The organism is Chromobacterium sp. FG22, assembly GCF_057809415.1.
This window is the reverse complement of the sequence record NZ_JBMDJX010000007.1, coordinates 164,698-188,356: the sequence shown is the minus strand read 5'-3', so window position 1 is coordinate 188,356 and position 23,659 is coordinate 164,698. Positions and strand designations below refer to the sequence as shown.

Below are 23,659 nucleotides of genomic sequence, written 5' to 3'. Positions count from 1 at the left end.
TTATCGGTCCTCGCTTGGCTTGGCGGCGTCGCGCAGCATGCGTTCCATGCCGCTGCGCGCCGTTTGCATCATCTCGTCGGCCTGTGCGGCGACGGAAAGGAAAGTGGGCTCGTCGGCCCCATTATAGGAGCAGCCGAGGTAGCGCAGCGCTTCGCCCTGCTGCGGCGCGCCCAGCAGCGCCGCCAAGGGATTGGCGGACATCTCGTAGACGGACAGCATCGGCCCTCCCGCGCCGACGAAGCGGTAATACTGCTCCGTCGCCCGGATCGGCGCGCGTTTGAGCCGCAGCCGGGACGCGGCTTCGGCCATTGTCCAAGCGGACGGCAGCGGCACCGACACGAACTCCTTGTGCAGCGCCAGCCGCGTCGTCTCCGCGCCGAACACCCGGATCGGCCGTTTCAGATCATAGGCGTAAACGCCCAGCGTGCTGGCCTGCTCGTTCTTGCGTATCCAGTCCGGCCCCTTGTCGAACACCACGTCCAGCAAGGCCGGCTGCAAGGCCTGGTAGCGCTCGAACGACGCGCACTGCACCAGTTCCTCCAGCGCCTGCGGCGTCAAGGCCTCGTCGGCGGCCGCCGAGGCCGTCGCCGCCAATAGCGCCAGGCTCAGCCAGGCTTTCATTCGTCCGCGTCCGGATCGGTGGCTTCCAGCTCCAGCGAGGCGGCCAGCAGCGCCAGCCGCGAAATCACGCCGTAGGCGTAGAAACGGTTGGGCGCGCAGTCCGGCGTGCCCTGCTTGTCCGGCAGGCAGGCGGTTTCGAACGACAGCGGCACGAAGTGCATGCCCGGCGCGTTCAGGTTTTCATCGATGCCGCGGCCGGTGTGCACGCGGTAGAAACCGCCGGTCACATAGCGGTCCATCATGTAGACCACCGGCTCGGCCACCGCGTCCTCCACCGTTTCGAAGGTGTACACGCCCTCTTGCACGATGACCTCGGACACCTCCAGGCCTTCCTTGACCACCGACATCTTGTTGCGCGCCTTGCGGTTGAGACCCAGCACCTCGTCCGGGCTCTTCACGCTCATCACGCCCATGCCGTAGGTGCCGGCGTCCGCCTTGACGATGACGAAGGGATCGTTGTCTATGCCGTATTCGCGGTATTTGACGCGAATCTTGTCCAGCATCCGCGACACCTCGTCCGCCAATTGCTCCTCGCCGGTGCGGGCGTGGAAATCCAGGCCGCTACAGCTGGCGAAATAGGGATTGATGGTCCAGGGATCGATGGAGATCAAACGCGCGAAGTCCTCGCACACCTTGTCGTAGGCGGCGAAGTGGTTGCTCTTGCGGCGCACCGCCCAGCCGGCGTGCAGCGGCGGCAGCAGGTTCTGCTCCAGGCCTTTGAGCAGGTCGGGAATGCCGCCGGACAAATCGTTGTTGAGCAGGACCACGCAGGGGTTGAAGCCGTCCGCCAGCACCAGGCGGTTGCCGCGGCGTTCGATGGGCTCCAAGCGCACGATGTCGCCGTTGGCCGATTGCAGCTCGGTCGGCTCGGTGATTTCCGGGTTCAGCGAGCCCAGGCGCACCTTGAGGCCGGCCTGTTCGAAAATATGCACCAGCGCGGCGATGTTCTGCAGGTAGAAGGTGTTGCGGGTGTGGTTTTCCGGTATCAGCAGCACGCTGCGCGCTTCCGGACACACTTTTTCCACCGCGCTTTGCGCGGCGTGGACCGCCAGCGGCAGAAAGTCGCGGTTCAGGTTGTTGTGGCCGCCGGGAAACAGGTTCATGTCCACCGGCGCCAGCTTGAAACCGCTGTTGCGCAGGTCCACCGAGCCGTAGAACGGCGCCGCGTGGTTATGCCACTGACTGCGGAACCAGTGTTCGATCTGAGGCTGGGCAGTCAGGATGCGGCTTTCCAGTTCGTAAAGCGGGCCGGTCAGTGCGGTTGCCAGATGCGGAACGGGCGGCATGGAATCCCCTTGGGTTTTCGAATTGAATTCGCTAATGGTGGGGGTGGCGCGGGATGAATTCAAGACTTGTTGTGTTGGGACCGTCAAAAAGCAAAGGACGCTTGCGCGTCCTTGTCGGTTTGGCCCGCGGGCCGCATCGTCACAACGGCCAGGGTTCGCCGTAAGCCTGCTGATACAAGTCCTTCAGCGAGTCCCAGTCGAAGAAGTGATTCTGGCAGCCCGGCGTGGTGACCTTGATCGCGCCGATCACATTGGCCAGACGGCCGGTGATCTTCCAGTCCAGGCCGCGGCTGATGCCGTAGAGCAGGCCGGCGCGGAAAGCGTCGCCGCAGCCCATCGGGTCCACCGGCTTGATCGGCATTTGCACGCGCGGGATCAGGTGCACGGTGTCGCCGACGTAAATCTCCGCGCCCTTGGAGCCGCGGGTGACGATCAGCGCGTCCACCTTTTTGCGCAAGTCCTCCACCGACAGGCCGGCGCGTTCGCGCATCAGCTCGCTCTCGTAGTCGTTGATGGCCACATAGCTGGCCAGTTCGACGATCTCGTGGATCTCGTCGCGCGACAGCAGCGGCAGCTCCTGGCCCGGATCGAAGATGAAGGGAATGCCGGCCGCGGCCAATTCCTTGGAATGCTGCAGGAAGGCGCTGTAGCCGCCGGGCGACAGAATCGCCAGCTCGATCGGCCCCGGAATATCCGATATGTGGTTTTCGGTGGCAAAATCCATGGCGCCGGGATGGAAGGCCATCAATTGATTGCCATCCTTGTCGGCGATGCCGAAGCACTGCGAGGTATACTGCTTGCGGATCAAGCGAATGAAGCGGTCGTCCACGCCGGCGCGTTTCAGATGTTGGCGATACGGCTCGAAATCCTCACCCACCACGCCCATGACGATGGGGGTTTCGCCCAACAGACACAGGCTGTAGGCGATATTGCCGGCCATGCCGCCGAATTCGCGGCGCATGGTCGGGGCCAGGAAGGTCGTGGAAATTTTGTGCAGCTGATCCGGCAGGATCTGGCTGTCAAAACGGCCATGAAACGAGAACAGGGTATCGTATGCGAGGGCCCCGCAGACGAGGATAGACATGCCCACTCCGCAAAAAGGTCAATCGACCATTTTAACATGAAACATTTGTTTGGTTCACGTCGAGAACTTTGACCTTGTCGGATATCCAATACACTTCAAACACCTACCGGAAGCTCAACAAGATGCTGAAACGACTGCTCGCCCCCGCGCTGATCGCGCTGCTGCCGCTCTTCGCCATGGCCGCGCCCACGCTGGAACAAACCCATTTCACCAAGCTGCAAGGCGGCGACGCCACCATCGCCGCCTATAAGGGCAAGGTCACGGTGCTGAATTTCTGGGCCACCTGGTGCGGGCCTTGCCGCGAGGAAATGCCGATGCTGAACCGCCTGCGCGCCAAGCTGGCGCCCAAGGGCGTGGAAGTGGTGGGCGTGGCGCTGGACAATAAGGAAGAAGTCAGCGCCTTCGTCGGCCAGCTGAAGATAAGTTATCCCATCCTGCTGGGCGACAGCGACACGCTGAACCTGATGCGCAGCCTGGGCAACGCCACCGGCGGCCTGCCTTACACCCTGATCCTGGACCGCAAGGGCAAGATCGCCGCCAAGCTCACCGGCCTCTTGGACGAGAAAAAACTGGAAGCGGCGATCAAAGCCCAGTTGTAAACCGCTCGGCGACGGCCATTGACGCCGGCCGCCGCCCAAGCCTCCTCAGCGGCCGGCTCTGCGCCGGCTCACTTCCGCCGCCAAGGCCTCGGCCTCCGCCGGCAAGGCCTGCGCCACATGCCAATAACGCCGGCAATCCGGCGTCCGCCCCAGCAAGCCCTGCTCCACCAGCTCGCGCCGCAGCAACACATGGTCGCCAAAGGCTTCTTCGGCGCGGATCAAGGCGTTCGCCTCCGGCTCGGACCACTGCTCCCCGCCCGGCAGGCTGGCCCACAAGACCCACAGGCAGACGCGCTGTTCGCTGAATTTCTTAGGCCAGCGCGTCAAGCGGCCCTCGGCGTCGTAATGACGCAACAGCCGCGTCGTCGCCGCGGACAGGCCGGCCGGCGGCGCCGGACGTTCGCATTCCGCCCGCCAGTGCTGGAAGTTCTGGAAGCCGGCGGAACGCGCCAGCATATTGAGGATGTGCACATGGCTGGGCGGAGCGCTTTCCTGCGCCCATTGCTGTTTGAGCGAACGCGCCAGCGCGGAGATGTCGCTGCAATAAAAGGGATAAAGCGTACGAGACATGGTTCGAATCCTGTCGTCGTGCCAAGGTCGGGAGGGACTGCCGCGGTCGCCGTTACGGCCTGGCACGGGTTCGAGCCAAGCGGGATGAATCTAGCCAAGACAGGTTTAGCGTGGTGAGGGCACCGGCGACGCCTGGGTGAACTGTTGACCCGCGACGATGCTAACACCGCGCCGTCCGCTTGCAAAGCGCGCGGGCATGAAAAAAGCCGACGCTCGCGCGTCGGCTTTTGGCCCTGCGGCTACCGGATCACTCCAGGCGGCCGTGGCACTGCTTGTACTTCTTGCCGCTGCCGCATGGGCAGGCGTCGTTGCGGCCGATGCGCAGGCCCTGCGCCGCCAGCGCGTCCGGGGACAGCGGATTGTCCTCGTCCTCGCCCAGCGCCGAACCCGGCGCGGCGTGCTGCATTTCGTACTCGCCCACCTGATGCGGCTCCACTGCGTCCACGTCTTCCTGGCTGCGGATCTGCACCGTCATCAGCACATTGACCACACTGCGCTTGATGCGCTCCAGCATGTCGGCGAACAGCTCGAAGGCTTCGCGCTTGTATTCCTGCTTAGGGTTCTTCTGCGCGTAACCGCGCAGGTGGATGCCCTGGCGCAGGTGATCCATCGCCGCCAGATGTTCGCGCCAGTGATTGTCCAGCATCTGCAGCACCAGGCTGCGCTCGAACTGGCGCATCACGCCGTCGCCGGCCAGCTCCACCTTGGCCTGATAGGTCTCGGCGGCTTGCTCGATGATGCGTTCGCGGATGCTTTCGATGTCCAGCGCCGGCTCGGCCTTCAGCCATTCACTGACCTTGATCGGCAGCAGGAATTCGGCTTCCAGCGTTTTCTCCAGGCCCGGCAGATCCCACTGTTCTTCCATGGATTCCGGCGGCAGGTGCAGGTCCACCAGGTCGGACAACACGCCTTCGCGCATATTGACCACCACGTCGGACACATCGCTTTCCACCAGGATTTCATTGCGCTGCTGGTAGATCACCTTGCGCTGGTCGTTGGCGACGTCGTCGTATTCCAGCAATTGCTTGCGGATGTCGAAGTTGCGGCCTTCCACCTTGCGCTGGGCGTTCTCGATGGAGCGGGACACCCACGGGTGCTCGATCGCCTCGCCTTCCGGCATTTTCAGGCGGTCCATGATCGCGGCGACGCGGTCGGAAGCGAAGATGCGCAGCAGCGGGTCTTCCAGACACAGGTAGAAACGGGAGGAGCCCGGGTCGCCCTGACGGCCGGAACGGCCGCGCAGCTGGTTGTCGATACGGCGCGATTCATGGCGCTCGGTGCCCACGATGTGCAGGCCGCCGGCGGCCAGCACCTGATCGTGCACCACTTGCCAATCGGCGCGGATCTTCTCGATGCGCGCGCGCTTCTCCTCGGCGGACAAGCTGTCGTCGGATTCGACGCCCTTGATCTCCGGCTCCGGATTGCCGCCCAGCACGATGTCGGTGCCGCGGCCGGCCATATTGGTGGCCACGGTGATCACGCCAGGGCTGCCGGCCTGCACCACGATGTCGGCTTCGCGCGCGTGTTCCTTGGCGTTCAGCACATTGTGCGGCAGCTTGGCCTTTTGCAGCAGATTGGCGATCAGTTCGGAGTTTTCAATGCTGGTGGTACCCACCAGCACCGGCTGGCCGCGCTCGTGGCAGTCCTTGATGTCGGCCAGGATGGCGTCGTACTTCTCCTTGGCGGAGCGGTAGACCTTGTCCTGCGCGTCCTTGCGGACCATGGGCCGGTTGGTCGGGATCACCACGGTTTCCAGGCCGTAAATGCTCTGGAATTCGTAAGCTTCGGTGTCGGCGGTGCCGGTCATGCCGGCCAGCTTGCCGTACAGACGGAAGTAGTTCTGGAAGGTGATCGAGGCCAGCGTCTGGTTCTCGCGGTTGATCTCCACGCCTTCCTTGGCTTCCACCGCCTGGTGCAGGCCTTCGGACCAGCGGCGGCCGGACATCAGGCGGCCGGTGAATTCGTCCACGATCACCACTTCGCCGTCCTGCACCACATAGTGCTGGTCCTTGTGGAACAGCGAGTGGGCGCGCAAGGCGGCCATCAGATGGTGCATCAGCGTGATGTTGGTGGCGGAATACAGGCTGTCGCCTTCCTTCAGCAGGCCCAGACGGGTCAGGATTTCTTCGCTGTGCTCGTGGCCCGCTTCGGACATCATCACCGAGTTGGCTTTCTCGTCCACCCAGTAATCGCCCTCGCCCTCTTCGGTTTCCTGGCGCTTCAGCATCGGCGGCACCGCGTTCATGCGCTGGTACATGTCGATATTGTCGTCGGCCGGGCCGGAGATGATCAGCGGGGTGCGCGCTTCGTCGATCAGGATGGAGTCCACCTCGTCGATCACCGCGTAGGCCAGCTTGCGCTGCACCTTCTCTTCCACGCTGAACACCATATTGTCGCGCAGATAGTCGAAGCCGAATTCGTTGTTGGTGCCGTAGGTGATGTCGCAGGCGTAGGCGCTCTGCTTCTCGTCGTGCGGCATCTGGGACAGGTTGACGCCCACGGAAAGGCCGAGGAAGTTGTACAGCTTGGCCATGATGCCGGCGTCGCGGCTGGCCAGGTAGTCGTTGACGGTGACGACGTGCACGCCGTCGCCGGTCAGCGCGTTCAGATAGGACGGCAGCGTGGCCACCAGGGTCTTGCCCTCGCCGGTGCGCATCTCGGCGATCTTGCCGTAGTGCAACACCATGCCGCCGATCAGCTGCACGTCGAAATGGCGCATGCCCAGTACCCGGCGCGAGGCTTCGCGGCACACCGCGAAGGCTTCCGGCAACAGGCCGTCCACCGTCTCGCCCTTGGCCAGACGTTGCTTGAACTCATCGGTTTTGGCCGCCAAAGCCTCATCGGACAACGCTTTCAAGCCCTCTTCCAGAGCATTGATGCGCACCACCGTCTGGTGGAATTGCTTCAGAAGCCGGTCATTGCGGCTGCCGAATACTTTTTTAAGCAAAGAAGAAATCATGTAATCGAATCCAGAGACCAGCGGGCTGTTTAGGTAAGGTGTCCGCAAAAATGCCTGAAAGTGTAGCACATTAGCAGTCTTATTTTATGGGGGCGCGCTTGCGCTGTATCAAGGGGGCAGGCGCTGCGCGCGGCCTTTATTTTCCTCCGCGCCCGGCCGCCGCCGGATGCGCGCGCGAAAACCGCCCGCCGCGGCGCGGCCGCGTCCCAAAGCGCGCCGCCCCGGCGCGGCGCTGGCGGGCGGAAGCGGATCAAACTCAAACAAGTGTTGGTTTTAACCCACGTTTTCCGGACTAATTCGAGCAAACACTCAATTAAATTGACACCCGCTGTCATGCCACTTTAATAATCCCCTCAAACAATAGCGCCTTTCCGACAAGGGCCGCCCACGGCCCGATTCAGACACAAGCACGCAGGACAATAGAGGGGAGACATCGATGGATCGCAGACAGTTTCTGAAGTGGAGCGGCTTCTTGACCGCCTCCGTCGCCGCCGGCGGCTTGAGCGCATGCGGCGGCGGGGGCGCGGGCAGCCTGCCCGGGGGTTCCGGCGCCGCGATCGGCGTCAACGGCAGCGGCTTTAGCCAGGGCGTGGCCTCCGGCGACCCCAAGCCGGACAGCATCGTGTTGTGGACCCGTGTCGACGGCGGCGACGGCGGCCAGAACGTCAAAGTCACGCTGCAATTGTCCGACCGCGCGGACTTCTCCACCCTGCTGGTGAACGTGGCGCTCAGCGCCCAGCCTGACTGGGACTACACCATACGCCACAAGGTCACCGGCCTTGGCAGCGCCGCCACCTACTACTACCGCTTCCTCACCGGCCCGGCGGTCAGCATGACCGGCCGCACCAAGACCGCGCCGGCCGCCGGCGCGCCGCTGTCCCAGCTCAAGTTCGCCTTCATTTCCTGTCAGGACTGGAGCGTCAACCACTGGGGCGCTTTCGAGGAATTGGCCAATCAGGACCTGGACTTCATCGTCCACCTGGGCGACTACATCTACGAAACCGTCGGCGCCGGCTTCCAGAGCGGCGGCAACGAAACCCGCCACCCGGCGCTGAGCCTGCCCAACGGCACCCTGCGCGCCGACGGCGCCCGCTACGCCACCACGCTGGCGGACTATCGCGCGCTGTACAAGTCCTACCGCAACGACGCTCGCCTGCAAAAGCTGCACGCCAGCTTCCCGATGATTGCGATCTGGGACGACCACGAGTTTTCCGACGACTGCTGGCAGGACCGCCAGGAATACACCGCCACCGACGACAGCTCGCCGCAAACCGCGCGCCGCCGCAGCGCCAGCCAGGCCTGGTTCGAAAACATGCCGGCCGACGTACGGCTGGACTTGAACAACCCCTCGTTCCAGAACATCCAGATCTACCGCAGCTTCACCTTCGGCGACCTGGCCACCCTGGTGATGACCGACGAGCGCCTGTACCGCAGCGACCACATCATCCCGGAGACCCAGGCCGGCGGCGAAATCGGCAGCCGCTACTTCGTGCAGAAAAACACCCTGGCTCAGGTGGAGGCCAGCAAGATGGCCTCCACCGGCGGCAATCTGCTCAATGTCTCCATCCTGGGCGAAACCCAGCGCGCCTGGTGGCAGAACCAGATGAAGTCCGCCTCCACCACCTGGAAACTATGGGGCAATGAAGTCTCGCTGCTGCGCATGGGTTTCGACGGCACCGTCGCGGTGGCCTCGCTGCTGACCCAGGGCCTGGCGCCGCAGTTGGCCGGCATGGGCCTGACGCTGACCCAGCCGCAGATCGCCCAGCTGCAAGGCGCGCTCTATCTGGACCTGGCCGCCGCCAACACCAGCGGCTCCACCCCCGTGGTCAGCTACGCCAACACCCAGCCGCTGTTGAACACCCTCAGCGGCGGCGCGATCTCCGCCGGCGTGTTCAACGCCGCCATCAAGCCCGGCCTGGACGCCAGCCTGCCGCCGTCGATGTTCTTCGATAAATTCATCCTCAACGCCGATCAATGGGACGGCTACAACGCCGAACGCAAAGCGCTGATGGCCTATCTGAAAGCCCAGGGCGTCGCCAATGTGGTGGCGCTCACCGGCGACATCCACGCCTTCTTCGCCAGCCCGGTGATGGACGACTACGACGCCGCCAGCCCCGCACCGGTGATGGTGGACCTGGTCACCGCCGGCGTGTCCAGCAACTCGCTGTTCAGCTATTTCAAAAACGTGGTGGACACCGTGCCGGCCTTCTCCAAGGCCAAACCGCTGATCTACACCACGGTCAGCGGCCAGGTGGTCAACACCTTCACCAACACCCTGCAAAGCTTCAACAGCTGGCTCAAATACGTGGACAGCGACGCCCAGGGTTACGCCTTGGTCACGCTGACGCCGGCCAAACTCAGCTGCGCCTTCCACAAGGTGGGCGCGCTGAACGGCGGCGCGGCGCCCAACCCGGCCACCGCCAGCGTCAAAACCGTGGAAGTGGCGGCCGGCAGCCCCGCCGTCAACGTCTTGTAAGCATTGGCGCCGCCGCCCGCTCGGAACGCCGGGAGCGGGTGGCGAAACGCCACTCAGTTTCAAACAGTACAATCCGTCACAAAAGCCCAACAAATCTGCGGCGCCGGTAACATTCCCGTCCACGCAACTCTGCTAGTATCCAGCGCCTACGCCACGCGCATTTTCCCGCCACAAACCAGCCTCCGCGACAGCCCGCCGTCCCTGATGCTGGCCTATGCTGTGAAGGCAGGCGGGCCGATCCCGGCCGCGCGTCGCGCCGCAACCCCAGATCGTCGGGCCGGCTTTCCGCCGCAACTCCGCCCGGACAAAACAGACTACACACCGCCGGCGTCGGCGGCGATAAACCGGAGAGGCCCGATGACAGCCGTTGTCCGCCATTTCATGCCCGCCACGGCCAAGCGGCTGATTCCCAACCGCTGGGACCTGATCGCGTTTCCGCTCCTGCTCGGCTTCCTGCTGATGGCCACCACCGGCATCCGTGAAACCTGGGCGCCGCTGACCGCGCTGCAAACCGTTCCCATCACGCTGGACCCGGCCAATCTGCCGGAATACGCGCTGCGCACCACGCTGCGCATGCTGGCCGCCATGGCCGCCGCGCTGGTCTTCACCCTGGTTTACGGCACGCTGGCGGCCAAGAGCCGCCGCGCCGGCCTGCTGCTGGTGCCCATGCTGGACATCCTGCAATCGGTGCCGGTGCTGGGCTACATCTCCTTCACCGTCACCTTCTTCCTGGCGCTGTTCCCCGGCCGGGTGCTGGGCGCGGAGTTCGCCGCCATCTTCGCCATCTTCACCAGCCAGGCCTGGAACATGACCTTCAGCTTCTACCAATCGCTGCGCACCGTGCCGCGCGATCTGGAAGAAGTCTCGCTCAATCTGCGGCTGACGCCGTGGCAGAAGTTCTGGAAGCTGGAAGTGCCGTTCTCCATGCCCGGCATGATCTGGAACATGATGATGAGCATGTCCGGCGGCTGGTTCTTCGTGGTGGCTTCGGAAGCCATCACCGTGGGCGACAAGACCGTCACCCTGCCCGGCGTCGGCTCCTATCTGGCCATGGCCATCCAGCACAAGGATCTGGCCGCGGTGGGCTGGGTAATCCTGACCATGACCGTGGTCATCGTCGTCTACGACCAGTTCCTGTTCCGCCCCATGGTGGCCTGGGCCGACAAATTCCGCCTGGAAGACACCTCCAGCCAATCCGCGCCGGAATCCTGGGTGCTCAAGCTGATCCAGCGCACCCGCGCCATCCAGCTGCTGCTCAAGCCCTTTGGCAAACTGCTGCGCAAAACCGCCCGGCTGCGCCTCAACTACAGCCTGCCGCAAGGCCTGCATTCGGAGGCGCAAACGCCGGTGTCGCGCGGCATCGACGTGGTCTGGTGGCTGCTGGTGGCGGCGCTGGGCCTGCTGGCCAGCTGGAAGCTGCTGACCTTCATCCATACCGAAGTGGGCCCGGCCGAAGTGCTGCGCGTGCTGGGCCTGGGCCTGATCACCCTGCTGCGGGTCACCTTGCTGATCCTGCTGGCCTCGCTGATCTGGGTGCCGCTGGGCGTGCACATCGGCCTGCGCCCGGCGCTGGCGGAAAAAATCCAGCCGCTGGCCCAGTTCCTCGCCGCCTTCCCGGCCAATCTGCTGTTCCCGGTGTTCGTGGTCTTCATCGTCCACTTCAAGCTCAATCCGGACATCTGGCTGTCGCCGCTGATCGTGCTGGGCACCCAGTGGTACATCCTGTTCAACGTGGTGGCCGGCGCCAGCGCCTTCCCCAACGATTTTCGCGAAGCCGCGGCCAATTTCCGCATCCGCGGCTGGCAATGGTGGCGGCAAGTGATGCTGCCCGGCATCTTCCCCTACTACGTCACCGGCGCGATAACGGCGTCGGGCGGAGCCTGGAACGCCAGCATCGTGTCCGAATACGTGTCCTGGGGCGACGACAAACTGGCCGCCCACGGCCTGGGCGCCTATATCGCCCAGACCACCGCCGCCGGCGACTACCCCAAGATCCTGCTCGGCATCGCCGTGATGTCCATCTTCGTCGTTCTGTTCAACCGCCTGCTATGGCGTCCGCTGTACGCCATCGCCGAAAACAAACTCCGTCTCAGCTAAGGGGGCAACCATGACACTAGACACCACCACCCCGGGACGGGAAATCTTCCAGCTGAAAAACGTTTGCCGCGGCTTCAACAAGGGCAATGACGAAATCCAGGTGCTGGACGACGTCAACCTGACGCTGCGCGAAGGCGAAATCGTCGGCCTGCTGGGCCGTTCCGGCTCCGGCAAATCCACCTTGCTGCGCATCATCGCCGGCCTGATCAAGCCCAGCAGCGGCGACGTCCGCTACCACGACAAGCCCTTGACCGGCCCGGCCGAAGGCGTGGCCATGGTGTTCCAGACCTTCGCGCTCTTCCCCTGGCTGACCGTGCTGCAAAACGTGGAGGCCGGCCTGGAAGCGCTGGGCGTGGAAGCCAAGGAACGCCGCCGCCGCGCGCTGGCCGCCATCGACCTGATCGGCCTGGACGGCTTTGAAAACGCCTACCCGCGCGAACTGTCCGGCGGCATGCGCCAGCGCGTCGGCTTCGCCCGCGGCCTGGTGGTCAACCCCACCCTGCTCTTGATGGACGAGCCCTTCTCCGCGCTGGACGTGCTCACCGCCGAAACGCTGCGCACCGATATGCTGGATCTGTGGAGCGAAGGCCAGTTGCCCATCCAGTCCGTGCTCATCGTCACCCACAACATCGAAGAAGCCGTGTTCATGTGCGACCGCATCCTGGTGCTGTCGTCCAACCCCGGCCGCGTGGTGGCGGAAATCAAGGTGCCCTTCCCGCACCGCCGCAACCGGCTGGACCCGGCCTTCCGCAAAATGGTGGACGACATCTACGCGCTGATGACCGCGCGCCGCAGCGCTCACACCCTGCACAAGCTGCCGCTGGAAATCGGCAGCCAGCTGAGCGAGGTCTCCACCAACCTGATGGCCGGCCTGATCGAGGAAGTGGCGCAAGCGCCCTACCACGGCAAGGCCGACATGCCGGAAATCGCGGAAAAGCTGCGGCTGGAAGTGGATGAGTTGTTCCCGGTAGCGGAAATCCTGGAGCATCTGGGCTTCGCCGAACTGAAAGACGGCGACATCCTGCTCACCGCCGCCGGCAAGCTGTTCGCCGACTACGGCACCCAGGAACGCAAAGTGCAGTTCGCCGAACACCTGCTGCGCCACGTGCCCATGGCCGCCCACATCCGCAAAGTGCTGCAGGAACGCCCGGGCCAGCGCGCGCCGCGGCTGCGCTTCGCCCAGGAGCTGGAAGACTCGCTGTCCGACGAAACCGCCGAAGAGACGCTGGACACCGTGATCAGCTGGGGGCGCTACGCGGAAATCTTCTCCTACAACGACCACAGCGAAACCTTCAGTCTGGAGGATGTGGAAGGCGGACAGTAAGACTTGGGGGCGCCACCGGCCCAAGGCTCCCCAAGCGCCCCCCTCAGCGGCTACAATGAACTGTTTTCACTAGACTGCCCGCCATGTTCGGACGCCAATTCAACGACATCGCCAGCAAAGACAGCACCCTGACCCGGCTCACCGCCGAGGCCAAAGAGCTGATGAAGCTGGACCGCGCCTTTCAGAAACTGCTGCCGCCGCTCTTGGTCGGCAGCTGCCGCGCCGTGCGCATCCGCGACGACGAGCTGGTGATTTACACCGACACCGGCATCATCGCCGCCCGCTTGCGCATGCTGGCCCCCGGCCTGTTGCCGCAACTGGCCAAGCAAGGTTTCATCGCCGGCAAGACCCGGGTCAAGGTGGATGTCCGCCTGGCGCGCAAGCCGCGTGAAAAAAAGCTGAAAATCAGCCAGAACGCGTTGGACGGCATGGAAGAAGCCGCCGCCAGCGTCAGCAATCCGCTGGTCAGCGCCGCGCTGGCCAAGCTGATCGCCCACCACCGCAAGTAAAGACCGGGACCGCCGCCCAGCTTGCCGCCGCCGGCCAAACCGGCTTAAAGTCGCGGCATGAAACAACACATCATCATATTGATCGCCGGTCTCGCCGCCGGCTTCGCCCAGGCCGCGCCGACGGAACAGCCGACGCCGGCCGAGGCGGAAGCCGCTTTCAAGGCCCAGGCGCTCGCCTCATTCGATTCCAAGCCGGAATCCACCCACACCCTGCTGATGCGCTCCATGGTGGAGTCCACGCTCAAAGACCTGCGCGTCACCGCGGTGAACGACTGCCAGAACGACGAGGAAAACGCCACGCTGGACTGCGAAGTCAGTTATCAGGCCCGCAAGCTCACCGGCAAGCCGGTGGAGCGCGAACAACGGATGCGCTTCAGCCGCCAGGACGGCCAATGGCGCATCGTGCCGCCGCCCAAGGACGCGGACGACGAAGAAAGCGGCGCCGCCCCGCGCAGCGTGGAATAAGCGCTGGCCTCAGGATGTTTCCGCCGCGCCGGTGTCCACCGTAGTCCGCACCGACATGCCGACGCGCAATTGCCGCAGCGCCGGCTGACCCGGCTCCAGCTCAATACGCACCGGCAGGCGCTGCACCACCTTGGTGAAATTGCCGGTGGCGTTCTGCGGCGCCACCGGCGCAAAGCTCAGGCCGCTGGCCGGCGCCAGACTGGCTACCCGGCCCTTCAACGCCACCCCCGGCAAGGTGTCCACCATGATGTCCACCGGCTGCCCCGGCCGCAGCCTGGCCAGTTGGGTCTCGCGGTAATTGGCGGTGACATAGAGCGCCTCCAGCGGCACCAGCGCCAGCAAGGGGCTGCCCGCCGTCACATAGCCGCCCACCCGCGCCGTGCGCCGCCCCACCGTGCCCGAGATGGGCGCGACGATGCGAGTGTGCGACAGATTGAGACGCGCGCCGGCCAGCGCCGCCTCGGTTTGCGCCAGCGTGGCCTGGGCCTTGGCCAGATCCGCCCGCAGAATATCCACTTGCAGCCGCGCCGCCGACTGCGCGGCGACATCGCGTTCGCGCGCCGCCTGGTGAATGCGCAACTGCGCCTCCGCCTGCTGCGCCTCCTGCTGCGAGCCGGCGCCGTCGCCGGCCAGATCGCGATAACGCCGCCAATTGGCCTGAGCCAGACGGATGGCCGCCTCATCGGCGCTCACCGCCGCCGCCGCTTGCTGTATCAAGGCGGCCTGGCGCCGCAGTTGCGCCTGCAAACCGGCAAGCGCCGCTTGCGCCGCCGCGACATTGGCCTCGGCGCTTTGCGCCGCCACCCGCCAATCGCGGTCGTCTATCACCGCCAGCACCTCCCCCGCCTTGACCTGCTGATGGTCCTTGACCCGCAGTTCGGCCAGTTGGCCCGCCACCCGCGGCGCCACCAGGGTGAAATCCGCCTGGATGGACGCGTTGTCGGTGACTTGCCGCGCGGCGTAGCTCTCGTGACGGTTGAACAGATACAGCGCCATGCCGGCGACGGCGCACAGCGCGGCCGCGCCGATGAATTTCACGGTTGTAGCAAGCCTCATGATTCAGTCCTTGAGTATGGGATGGGCTGCACGCGGTCCCGCCGCAACAGCGGCGGGCGGCGACGCGCCGGGCGCCGGCACGCGTTGCAGGCACAGCACCGGAATGATCAACAAGAAGGAAAGCGCGGCCAGCAGGCGGTAACCGTCAGCGGCGGCCAGCACCCAGGCCTGCTGCTGCAACGCGCCGGCCAAGCCCTCCAGCCCGCCCGGCAAGCTATCGGGCGCCAGCGCGGCCGCGTTCCGCCCGGCGGCGTCGGCCAGGTGCTCGCTGTGCCAGCGTTCGCGCAAGCTCAGGAAATGGCCGAGCGCCGCGCCGCCGAACAAGGAGCCGAAAGCGCGAATGGTATTGACGGTGCCGGCGACGTACTGGCCTTCCGGCGGCGACACCACGCTGGTGCACAAGAACAGCATCGCCACCACCGCCATCGGCTGCCCGAACGCGTGCAGCCCTTGCATCAACAGGAAATACGGCCAGGTCCAATCGACGGTGATCCGGGTGCCCAGCAGGCAGGCAAGACCGATCAAGGCCAGGCCGCCGGCAAACACGTGGCGGGCGTCCACCCAGCGGCGATACAGCAGCCAGGCCACCGCCGAACCCAACACCAGCTGCGGCAGCGCGATGATCAGGCCGATGGGCGCGCTTTGCAGGCTGCGGTATCCCCAGATCCGCTCCAGGTGGATCGCCGGCAACAAGGAGCCGGACAACATCACCATCAGCAGCAGCACAAAGGCGGAAAAACCTATCGCCAGATTGCGCCGCCCCAACAACTGCGGCTTCAGAAACGGCGCCGGATGGAAGTATTCACTGAGCAAGAACACCGCCACCAGCGCCGCGCCGCCGCCCAGCATCAGGATGATCAGATCGGAACGCCACCAGTCCAAGCGCGCGCCGCGGTCCAGGCCGATGGCCAGCATGCTCAGGCCTATGCCGGCGCAGACCAGGCCGAACCAGTTGGCCTGGCGCAAGCGCCCCAGCTGCGGCGGATCCTGCGGCAGCCCCCAAGCCGCCAGCAATAAAGCCAGCGGGGCCAGCAACAGGCTCTGCCAATACATCCAGCGCCAATCCACCGCCACATCGCCCCACTGCCCATAGAGCCACACCCCCAGGTTGGGCGCAAAAGTGGCGGTCAGGGCGTAGAGCGCCAGGCCGTGCAGACGGATGGGCGGCGGCAGAAAACGCAGCGCCGCCATCATCAGCACCGGAATCAGCAGGCCGCCGGCCAAACCCTGTGCCGCGCGCAAGAACAGCAGGCTGGAAAAATCACGCACCCAGGGCATGAGCAGGGCCAGCAGGGCAAACACCAGCACAACGCCCAGATGGAAACGCCGCAGCGAAAAGGTGATCGCCAGCCAGCAGGAGAAGGGCATCGCCACCAATTCGCCGGCCAGATAGACGGTTTGCAGCCAGGCGCCCTCGTCCGCCCCCCAGCCCAAAGCGCCGCGCATATCGGCCAGCGCCAGACCGCCCACCCGGGTGCCCAGGCCGGCCATCATCGCGGCCAACAGCACCCCGCCCAAGCCAGCGGCCAGACGCGGACCAAATGCCGGCGACGCGGCCGCCGCAGCCGGAGCCGTCATCGCTCAACTCCCGCTGCGCCGGCGTTCCAACCGCCGCCCAGTGTCTTGTACAGGCTGACCATGGCCAGCGCCATGGCGGTTCGGCTGTCGCTCAGCTCGCGCTGGCGGGCAAAGAGTTTCTGCTGCGCGATCAACACGCCGAGATAATCGCTGGCGCCCTGCTGATAACGGCGCGCCGCCGCCGCATGGGCCTGCCGCTGCAGTCGGAAGGCCTGCTCCACGCGCTGCTGCCGCCACTGCTCGCTGGCATAGCCGTACAAGGCGTTGTCCACCTCGTGCCAGGCGCGCAACACCGTCTGCTGGTATTGAATGGCGGCTTGCTGCTGCTGCGCCTGGCTCAGTTCCAGCATGCGCCGCAAGCGGCCGCCCTCAAAAATCGGTAGATACAAGGACGGCCCGACCGCGAAGTTGCGCGAAGACCAATTGCCGAAATCCTCGGCCTCGAAAGCCTGCAAGCCCAGGCTGCCACTCAACCGTATCCGTGGATAAAAATCCGCCTGCGCCACGCCTATCGCCGCCGTCGCCGCGTGCAACTGCGCCTCCGCCTGCAAGATGTCGGGCCGGCGGCGCGCCAATTCCGACGGCAGGCCGACGGCGATCCGGCGCGGCAGGGCCGGCAACTCGGGGCCGGCGGCCAGCTCGGCGTTCAAGGCTCGCGGCGGCTCGCCCAGCAGCAGGGCCAGCGCATTCGTCAAGGCGGCCTGCTGCTGCCGCAGCCGTGGAATGCCCGCCTGCACCGTCGCCAGCTCGGCGCCGGCCGACGCCGTTTCCGCCTGCGTGGCGGCGCCGGCGGCGGCGCGCCGCTGCGTCAGCCGTTCCAGTTGCTCCGCCAATTGGCGATGTTGTTCGGCGATTCGCAGCTGCGCCTGCACCCCGCGCAGCAATAAATAGCTGCGCGCGATATCGGCCGCCAGGCTCACCCTCACCGCCTCGCGCTGGTAAACGGCGGCCAGCGCGCCGGCGGCGGCGGCCTCGCGGCGGCGCTGATTGCGTCCCCACAAATCCAGCTCCCAGCTGGCGTCAAAACCGGCCTGCCAAAGATCGTGGGCCGTATCGCGCGCGCCCAGCCTGGCCATCGGCCCATTACCGCTCAAGGCTTCGCGCGCATAACTGCCGCCGACGCCCAGCCGCGGCAAGCCGGCGGCGCGGGCCAGGCCCAGCTGGGCGCGGCTTTGCTCGATGCGGGACGCGGCGATGCGCAGCTCCAGATTGCCGTTCTGCGCGCGCAGCAGCAGCGCGTTCAAGCCGGCGTCGTTGAATAGCGACCACCACTCGGCCTCCAGCGCCTGTTCCTCCACCCGGCTGGCCAGCGCCGGTCCGTCCGGCGTCTCCAAACGCGCCAACGGCGTCTCGAGCGCCGGACGCTGGAAGTCCGGCCCCGCCGCGCAAGCGCTCAGCGCCATGGCCAGCCCCGCCGCCGCCCCGCGCCCCCAAGCCCCGCTGATCTTGCCCCCGCATAACGGCGGCAGCTTGCGCACACTCATATCGCCTCCTCGTTCACCAATCCAGTCGCAGATGCCGCCACATACTGCATTAGTTAAATAAATGCGTAAAATGCATCTTTATGAACCGTTCCATTCATTTCATGCATTTGATTCGCCGGGATTTGAACTTGCTGGTCTTGTTCGCCACCCTGGCGGAAACGCGATCGGTCACGCTGGCGGCGCAGAAGCTGGCGCTCAGCCAGCCGGCGGTGAGCCATGCGCTCACCCGCCTGCGGCAATTGCTGGACGACCCCTTGTTCATCCGAGGCCGCGGCGGCTTCGTACTGACGCCGCGAGCGGAAGCGCTGGTGGCTCCGGTGGGCGAGGTCTTGATGAGGATTGAGCAGATACTGGCGGCGCCGCGCTTCGAGCCGGCCAATAACCCGCGCCTGTTTCGCCTGTCCATCAGCGACTACACGATGGCGACGGTGCTTCCGCAAGTGGTGCGCCGGTTGCGCAGCCAAGCGCCGCAGGTGCGGCTGACGCTAAGCGGCCCCACGTCGCAGCTGCTGAACCAATTGGAAAACGGGGAACTGGATCTGACCTTCTGGGGGCTGGCGCCGCCGCCGGCGGCGCCGTTCCGCTGCATGGAACTGTTTCGCGAGCACTTCGTCGGCGTGGCCCATGCCCGGCACCCTTTGGCCAAGGCCGCCGATATCGGCCTGGCGGACTATCTGCGCTTCCCGCACATCGAAGTGGACTTTCTGAAAACCGAGAACAATCTGATCGACATCGCACTGGCGCGGCAGGGACGCAAACGCGACATCCTGATGCACACTCCCAGCTTCATCGGCAATCTGGCGGCGATGCGGGACACCGATCTGCTGATGGCGGTGCCCTCGCGCTTCACCCGGCATTTCGCCGATTTGCTGGCGCTATACGATTTGCAAGAGTTCGAACTACCCATGCCGCGCGAGGACTATGGCTATTCCATCGTCTGGCACCAACGCACCGACGACGACCCGGCGCTGATCTGGCTTCGGGAACTGATCAGCGACTGCTGTCGCTGAGCGTGGCGGCCAAGGCTGGCCGCCACGCGCTCAAGCTCCCTGGGCCTCGAAGCTGTCCGCCCGCGCCATCTGCCACATGCGGCCGTAAAAGGCCGCCTTGATCTCCGGCTCCAGCAGCTCGCCCGGCTGCAAAAAGACGTGCAGCTGCGAAAACAGGCGGATCTCGGTATCGCTGACGCGGCGCACCAAGTGGTGCGGCCGCAGCTGTGACGGATGTTCCAGCCCGGCCGAGGCCAGCATCTCCGCCAGCGCCTTCATGGTGTTGCGGTGGAAATGAAACACCCGGTCCGCCTTGTCCGGCACCACCAGCGCGCGCTGGCGCAGCGCGTCCTGCGTCGCCACCCCGGTGGGACAACGGTTGGTGTGGCAGCTCTGGCTCTGGATGCAGCCGATGGCGAACATGAAGCCGCGCGCGGAATTGGCCCAGTCCGCGCCTATGGCCAGCACGCTGGCGATGTCGAAGGCGCTGACCAGCTTGCCGCTGGCGCCTATCTTGATCTTGTCGCGCAGATTCAGCCCCACCAGCACATTGTGGACAAACAGCAGGCCCTCGCGCAGCGGCACGCCGATGTGGTCGGTGAACTCCAGCGGCGCCGCGCCGGTGCCGCCCTCCTTGCCGTCCACCACGATGAAATCCGGCAGAACCCCCGTTTCCAGCATCGCCTTGGCGATGCCCATGAACTCCCACGGGTGGCCCAGGCAGAACTTGAAGCCCACCGGCTTGCCGCCGGACAGCTCGCGCAGCCGGGCGATGAAGCGCATCAGTTCGATCGGCGTGGAAAACGCGCTGTGGCGCGACGGCGACACGCAATCCTGCCCCAGCGGCACGCCGCGGGTGGCGGCGATTTCCGGCGTCACCTTGTGCTTGGGCAGAATGCCGCCGTGGCCGGGCTTGGCACCCTGACTCAGCTTGATCTCAATCATTTTCACCTGCGGATTGCGCGCCTGCTCGGCGAAGCGCTCCGCGTCGAAACCGCCGGCCGCGTCGCGGCAGCCGAAATAGCCGCTGCCCAGCTCCCACACCAGCGCGCCGCCATGTTCCAAGTGGTAAGGGCTGATGCTGCCCTCGCCGGTGTCGTGATAGAAGTCGCCGCGTTGCGCGCCCTGGTTCAAGGCGCGGATGGCGTTGGCGCTGAGCGCGCCGAAACTCATTGCCGACACATTGAACAGAGACGCCGAATACGGCTGCGCGCACTGCGGGCCACCGATCTCCACGCGGAAACCGGCCGGATCGCTCAGCGGCGCCGGCCGCATCGAATGGCTGATGAACTCGAAGCCCGGCTGGTACACATCGATCAAGGTGCCGAACGGCTTGTCCGCGCCCTCGTTCTTGGCCCGCGCGTACACCAGGGAGCGCTGCGCGCGCGAAAACGGCAGCTGCTCGCGGTCGGACTCCAGCAAATACTGGCGGATTTCCGGACGGATGCTTTCCACCAGGTAACGGATATTGCCCAGGATCGGGTAATTACGCCGCACCGCGTGACGGGTTTGCAGCAGATCGAACACCCCCAGCAGCGTCAGCGCGGCCGCCGCCAGCGTGAACGGCCACAACCACTCGTAATGGACGAAAGGCAGGCTGAACAAGGTGAACAACAGGCAACAGGAGAAGAAAGCGTAACGGCTCAACAAAGACACACTCATGTGGACTCCAAAACTTAGGTGGCGGAGAAGGCCCAGGGTAAGGTGACGCTCCGCCGCGCACAAGCCGCGGCAAGCGCTCATTCACATTAATAAATACATTCACTACATAGATAGTCCGCCACCTGATCTAAAGGCCGGCTCCACAAACACGACGACTATCCGGAAGATAACATCGCTCGACATTCACACCGCCGCGGCCCGGCCGCCGGTTCATTTAGATAAAACGATGGAATCCACCACATGCCCAGCCTGCAACGCTTCCGCCCGGACACCGCGCCGGAAACCCTGATCGCCGCGTTAGAACAAGACGGCGGCATCGTGATAGAACAGCTGTTGACCCCGGAAAGCCTGGCCCAGTTCCGCGCCCAGCTGCAACCGTTGCTGGACCGCTCCGCCCCCTGTCAGGGCGATTTCTACGGCTACGCCACGCGCAGGATCAGCGGTCTGATCGAACGCGTGCCCGTCACCCGAGAACTCGCCGCCCATCCGCTGATCCTGCAAGTGATGGACGCCTTCCTGCTGCGCGGCTGCCGCGAATACCAGCTCAACCTTACCCAGGCCATCAGCATCGGCCCCGGCGAACCGCGCCAATTCCTGCACAGCGACGATCTGATGTTCCCCGGCACCGCGCCCGGATCGGAAAAAATGATCAACTGCATGTACGCGCTGGACGACTTCACCGAACAGAACGGCGCCACCTGCGTCGTGCCCGGCAGCCACCGCTGGCCCGAGCCGCGAGAAGCCCGTCCGGAAGAAGTCATCAGCGCCGCCATGCCCGCCGGCTCGGTGCTGATCTACCTGGGCTCGCTGACCCACTGCGGCGGCGCCAACCACAGCGACCAAGCGCGCACCGGCGTGGTCATCAGCTACAACCTGGGCTGGCTGCGCCAGGCGGAAAACCAATATCTCGCCGTTTCCCGCGAACTGGCCCGCACGCTGCCGCCGCGGCTGCAACGGCTGCTGGGCTACTTCGTTCACGCGCCCAATCTCGGCAGCATAGACGGCCGCGACCCGATAGAGCTGCTGCGCGATCAGCCGCCGGCGGACACGCTGTTCCGCGAATTCCTGCCGGAGGAAATTCGCCAGCCGCTGGCGGAAGCGCGCGCCGCCGCGCTGCGCGCCGACTAAACGCCGACATCCTGCCGCAACACGGCGGCGGGATGATGGACCACACCGCACGCTCTCAGACAAGGACGCATCATGACCGCCGCCGATGAACAGGACAGCTCGTTGCCAGCCGAAACGGACGCCCCGCAAGACCCCTCCCGCCGCCGCCTGTTCGAAGGCCTGGCCGCCATCGGCGCCAGTTGCGCCTTGCCCGCCGCCGCCGCGCCCAGCAGCCACCCGCGCCGCGGCAAGCTGGACGCGCTGCTCAAGGCCAATATCAAAAACGTGGTGGTGATCTACCTGGAAAACCGCAGCTTCAACAACCTCTACGGCAACTTCCCCGGCGTGGCCCAGCCGCTGAGCGCGGTCAAGCCGGAACAGGCGCAGCAACGCGACCGCGACGGTCAGCCGCTGTCCGGCCTGCCCAAGATCTGGGGCGGCCTGGTGCCCACCGGCCAGACCGTGGCCGGCAAGCGCTATTTCATCGAAGAAAAAGACATCCACGGCCTGCCCAACGCGCCCTTCCCGCTAAAGGACGCCGAAGGCCAGCCGCTGCCGGAGGCGGTGATCACCCGCGATCTCTGTCATCTGTTCTATCACAACCAGATGCAGATCAACGACGGCCGCAACGACCAGTTCGTCGCCTGGGCCGATTCCGGCGCGCTGGTGATGGGCAACTACCCGGACACCGCGCGCACGCTCAACCAATGGCAGATCGCCCGCCGCTTCACCCTGTGCGACAACTTCTTCATGGCGGCCTTCGGCGGCTCCTACCTCAACCACCAGTTCCTGATCTCCGCGCGCACCCCGGAATACTTCAACGCCGCCCAGACCCCGGCCAAGAAGAAAATCGCCGTACTGGCCGACGGGCCCACCGGCCGCCAGTTGGCGCTGGACCCCAAATCCCCGGCCTCCGCGCTGGACGGCCCGCCCAAATTCGTCAACAACGGCGCCATCACCCCGGACGGCTACGCGGTCAACACCATGGCCCCGCCCTACCAGCCCAGCTTCGTGCGGCCGGCGGAAGGCGGCGACAAGCGCTACGCCGACCCGCAAGACCCCAGCACCCTGCCGCCGCAAAGCTACCGCACCATAGGCGACCTCTTGTCCGAGAAGCACATAGACTGGGCCTGGTACGGCGGCAGCTGGCAGGCCGCGCTGGACGGCAAGGGCGGCGGCGACGCGCCCAACTTCCAGTACCACCACCAGCCCTTCAACTACTTCCGCCAGTTCGCACCCGGCAGCGCCGCCCGCGAGCGCCATCTGCTGGACGGCGGCCTGGGCGACAGCCCGATTTCCAACCGCTTCATCGCCGACGCCGTGGCCGGCAAACTGCCCGCGGTGGCCTTCTACAAGCCGCAGGGCAATCTGAACATGCACGCCGGTTATTCCGATGTGGAGTCCGGCGACCGTCATGTGGCCAATGTGTTGCAGCATTTGATGAGCGGGCCGCAGTGGAAGCATATGCTGGTGGTGATCACTCACGATGAGAACGGCGGCTGGTGGGACCATGTGGCGCCGCCGCAGGGGGACCGCTGGGGGCCGGGCTCGCGGATTCCGGCAATCATCGCCTCGCCGTTCGCCAAGCGCGGGCATGTGGATCACACCTTTTACGATACGACGTCCATCATCCGTTTCATCAGCCGGCTGCATGATTTGCCGGAGCTGGAGGGGGTGAGCGCGCGCAATGCGGCCTTCCGCGCGCGCGGCGCGCAGCCGCCGGGGGATTTGACCGGGGCTTTGGCGTTTGCGTGAGGACAGAGGGTAGTCTGTAAACAGGCCCTGAGAGGCCG

General features: G+C 65.3%; 18 protein-coding genes. 9 read left to right on the top strand and 9 right to left on the bottom strand.

Going from position 1 to position 23,659, the window contains the following annotated elements:
- The 3 genes from ACODSD_RS09650 to ACODSD_RS09640 form a co-directional block, all read right to left on the bottom strand.
- The gene (locus tag ACODSD_RS09650) at positions 1-621 is read right to left on the bottom strand and encodes a hypothetical protein (RefSeq protein ID WP_488877263.1); all 621 of its coding nucleotides are present in this window, start codon (positions 619-621) and stop codon (positions 1-3) included.
- A complete protein-coding gene (gshA, locus tag ACODSD_RS09645; protein ID WP_107797861.1) occupies positions 618-1,907 on the bottom strand; it encodes a glutamate--cysteine ligase in 1,290 nt (429 codons plus the stop codon). The genes ACODSD_RS09650 and gshA overlap by 4 nt, the downstream gene beginning before the upstream one ends.
- A 139-nt stretch (positions 1,908-2,046) precedes the next feature.
- Positions 2,047-2,991, bottom strand: a complete 945-nt coding sequence (locus ACODSD_RS09640; protein ID WP_488877262.1) for a carbohydrate kinase family protein — start codon at positions 2,989-2,991, stop codon at positions 2,047-2,049.
- A 122-nt stretch (positions 2,992-3,113) separates the two neighbouring features.
- Here ACODSD_RS09640 and ACODSD_RS09635 point away from each other — a divergent pair, with 122 nt between their 5' ends.
- Positions 3,114-3,590 (top strand): TlpA family protein disulfide reductase, encoded by a 477-nt coding sequence (locus ACODSD_RS09635; RefSeq protein ID WP_488877261.1) that lies wholly within the window; start codon positions 3,114-3,116, stop codon positions 3,588-3,590.
- 45 nt (positions 3,591-3,635) lie between these two features.
- Here ACODSD_RS09635 and ACODSD_RS09630 read toward each other — a convergent pair whose 3' ends face one another.
- Together ACODSD_RS09630 and secA are read right to left on the bottom strand one after the other, a co-directional pair.
- On the bottom strand, positions 3,636-4,160 hold the full coding sequence (locus ACODSD_RS09630) for a DUF2087 domain-containing protein (protein WP_227106504.1): 525 nt from the start codon (positions 4,158-4,160) through the stop codon (positions 3,636-3,638).
- Between the two features lie 247 nt (positions 4,161-4,407).
- Positions 4,408-7,119, bottom strand: a complete 2,712-nt coding sequence (gene secA, locus ACODSD_RS09625; RefSeq protein ID WP_227106503.1) for a preprotein translocase subunit SecA — start codon at positions 7,117-7,119, stop codon at positions 4,408-4,410.
- A gap of 436 nt (positions 7,120-7,555) precedes the next feature.
- On the opposite strand from secA, the gene ACODSD_RS09620 reads away from it, so the two are divergent.
- The 5 genes from ACODSD_RS09620 to ACODSD_RS09600 all read left to right on the top strand — a co-directional run bounded on the left by ACODSD_RS09620 (position 7,556) and on the right by ACODSD_RS09600 (position 13,990).
- Positions 7,556-9,595: an alkaline phosphatase D family protein gene (locus ACODSD_RS09620; RefSeq protein WP_488877260.1), complete on the top strand. Its 2,040-nt coding sequence runs from the start codon at positions 7,556-7,558 to the stop codon at positions 9,593-9,595.
- Positions 9,596-9,952: 357 nt separating this feature from the next.
- Complete coding sequence (locus ACODSD_RS09615; protein ID WP_488877259.1) at positions 9,953-11,692, top strand: ABC transporter permease; 1,740 nt, start codon at positions 9,953-9,955, stop codon at positions 11,690-11,692.
- Positions 11,693-11,702: 10 nt separating this feature from the next.
- Positions 11,703-13,016 carry an ABC transporter ATP-binding protein gene (locus tag ACODSD_RS09610; RefSeq protein WP_253313501.1) on the top strand — a complete coding sequence of 438 codons (1,314 nt, stop codon included), beginning with the start codon at positions 11,703-11,705 and terminating at the stop codon, positions 13,014-13,016.
- 83 nt (positions 13,017-13,099) lie between these two features.
- Complete coding sequence (locus tag ACODSD_RS09605; protein ID WP_048413534.1) at positions 13,100-13,525, top strand: DciA family protein; 426 nt, start codon at positions 13,100-13,102, stop codon at positions 13,523-13,525.
- Positions 13,526-13,582: 57 nt separating this feature from the next.
- A complete protein-coding gene (locus tag ACODSD_RS09600; protein ID WP_488877258.1) occupies positions 13,583-13,990 on the top strand; it encodes a hypothetical protein in 408 nt (135 codons plus the stop codon).
- A gap of 9 nt (positions 13,991-13,999) precedes the next feature.
- On the opposite strand, the gene ACODSD_RS09595 is transcribed toward ACODSD_RS09600, so the two are convergent.
- The 3 genes from ACODSD_RS09595 to ACODSD_RS09585 are packed head-to-tail and all read right to left on the bottom strand — an operon-like array spanning position 14,000 to position 18,108.
- Positions 14,000-15,046, bottom strand: coding sequence for an HlyD family secretion protein (locus ACODSD_RS09595; RefSeq protein WP_488877257.1), 1,047 nt, complete (start codon positions 15,044-15,046; stop codon positions 14,000-14,002).
- Between the two features lie 3 nt (positions 15,047-15,049).
- Complete coding sequence (locus tag ACODSD_RS09590; RefSeq protein ID WP_488877256.1) at positions 15,050-16,624, bottom strand: MFS transporter; 1,575 nt, start codon at positions 16,622-16,624, stop codon at positions 15,050-15,052.
- Complete coding sequence (locus tag ACODSD_RS09585) at positions 16,621-18,108, bottom strand: efflux transporter outer membrane subunit (protein ID WP_488877255.1); 1,488 nt, start codon at positions 18,106-18,108, stop codon at positions 16,621-16,623. The genes ACODSD_RS09590 and ACODSD_RS09585 overlap by 4 nt, the downstream gene beginning before the upstream one ends.
- Before the next feature lie 80 nt (positions 18,109-18,188).
- Between ACODSD_RS09585 and ACODSD_RS09580 the strand changes: the two genes are divergently transcribed.
- Positions 18,189-19,118 (top strand): LysR family transcriptional regulator, encoded by a 930-nt coding sequence (locus ACODSD_RS09580; protein WP_488877254.1) that lies wholly within the window; start codon positions 18,189-18,191, stop codon positions 19,116-19,118.
- A 30-nt stretch (positions 19,119-19,148) separates the two neighbouring features.
- Here the strand turns inward: ACODSD_RS09580 and ACODSD_RS09575 are convergent, their stop codons facing one another.
- The gene (locus tag ACODSD_RS09575) at positions 19,149-20,759 is read right to left on the bottom strand and encodes an FMN-binding glutamate synthase family protein (protein WP_488877253.1); all 1,611 of its coding nucleotides are present in this window, start codon (positions 20,757-20,759) and stop codon (positions 19,149-19,151) included.
- A 240-nt stretch (positions 20,760-20,999) separates the two neighbouring features.
- On the opposite strand from ACODSD_RS09575, the gene ACODSD_RS09570 reads away from it, so the two are divergent.
- Both ACODSD_RS09570 and ACODSD_RS09565 read left to right on the top strand, forming a co-directional pair.
- Positions 21,000-21,887 carry a phytanoyl-CoA dioxygenase family protein gene (locus ACODSD_RS09570; RefSeq protein ID WP_235084918.1) on the top strand — a complete coding sequence of 296 codons (888 nt, stop codon included), beginning with the start codon at positions 21,000-21,002 and terminating at the stop codon, positions 21,885-21,887.
- Between the two features lie 72 nt (positions 21,888-21,959).
- The gene (locus tag ACODSD_RS09565) at positions 21,960-23,621 is read left to right on the top strand and encodes an acid phosphatase (protein WP_488877252.1); all 1,662 of its coding nucleotides are present in this window, start codon (positions 21,960-21,962) and stop codon (positions 23,619-23,621) included.
- Positions 23,622-23,659 lie beyond the last annotated feature (38 nt).

Excerpts from the sequence above, each read along its gene's own strand:
- ACODSD_RS09635 (WP_488877261.1), top strand. The coding sequence starts at position 3,114 with ATGCTGAAACGACTGCTCGCCCCCGCGCTGATCGCGCTGCTGCCGCTC.
- ACODSD_RS09610 (WP_253313501.1), top strand. The coding sequence starts at position 11,703 with ATGACACTAGACACCACCACCCCGGGACGGGAAATCTTCCAGCTGAAA.
- ACODSD_RS09615 (WP_488877259.1), top strand. The coding sequence starts at position 9,953 with ATGACAGCCGTTGTCCGCCATTTCATGCCCGCCACGGCCAAGCGGCTG.
- ACODSD_RS09590 (WP_488877256.1), bottom strand. The coding sequence starts at position 16,624 with ATGACGGCTCCGGCTGCGGCGGCCGCGTCGCCGGCATTTGGTCCGCGT.
- ACODSD_RS09570 (WP_235084918.1), top strand. The coding sequence starts at position 21,000 with ATGCCCAGCCTGCAACGCTTCCGCCCGGACACCGCGCCGGAAACCCTG.
- ACODSD_RS09650 (WP_488877263.1), bottom strand. The coding sequence starts at position 621 with ATGAAAGCCTGGCTGAGCCTGGCGCTATTGGCGGCGACGGCCTCGGCG.
- ACODSD_RS09565 (WP_488877252.1), top strand. The coding sequence starts at position 21,960 with ATGACCGCCGCCGATGAACAGGACAGCTCGTTGCCAGCCGAAACGGAC.
- secA (WP_227106503.1), bottom strand. The coding sequence starts at position 7,119 with ATGATTTCTTCTTTGCTTAAAAAAGTATTCGGCAGCCGCAATGACCGG.
- ACODSD_RS09630 (WP_227106504.1), bottom strand. The coding sequence starts at position 4,160 with ATGTCTCGTACGCTTTATCCCTTTTATTGCAGCGACATCTCCGCGCTG.
- gshA (WP_107797861.1), bottom strand. The coding sequence starts at position 1,907 with ATGCCGCCCGTTCCGCATCTGGCAACCGCACTGACCGGCCCGCTTTAC.
- ACODSD_RS09640 (WP_488877262.1), bottom strand. The coding sequence starts at position 2,991 with ATGTCTATCCTCGTCTGCGGGGCCCTCGCATACGATACCCTGTTCTCG.
- ACODSD_RS09585 (WP_488877255.1), bottom strand. The coding sequence starts at position 18,108 with ATGAGTGTGCGCAAGCTGCCGCCGTTATGCGGGGGCAAGATCAGCGGG.
- ACODSD_RS09575 (WP_488877253.1), bottom strand. The coding sequence starts at position 20,759 with ATGAGTGTGTCTTTGTTGAGCCGTTACGCTTTCTTCTCCTGTTGCCTG.
- ACODSD_RS09600 (WP_488877258.1), top strand. The coding sequence starts at position 13,583 with ATGAAACAACACATCATCATATTGATCGCCGGTCTCGCCGCCGGCTTC.
- ACODSD_RS09620 (WP_488877260.1), top strand. The coding sequence starts at position 7,556 with ATGGATCGCAGACAGTTTCTGAAGTGGAGCGGCTTCTTGACCGCCTCC.
- ACODSD_RS09580 (WP_488877254.1), top strand. The coding sequence starts at position 18,189 with ATGAACCGTTCCATTCATTTCATGCATTTGATTCGCCGGGATTTGAAC.
- ACODSD_RS09595 (WP_488877257.1), bottom strand. The coding sequence starts at position 15,046 with ATGAGGCTTGCTACAACCGTGAAATTCATCGGCGCGGCCGCGCTGTGC.
- ACODSD_RS09605 (WP_048413534.1), top strand. The coding sequence starts at position 13,100 with ATGTTCGGACGCCAATTCAACGACATCGCCAGCAAAGACAGCACCCTG.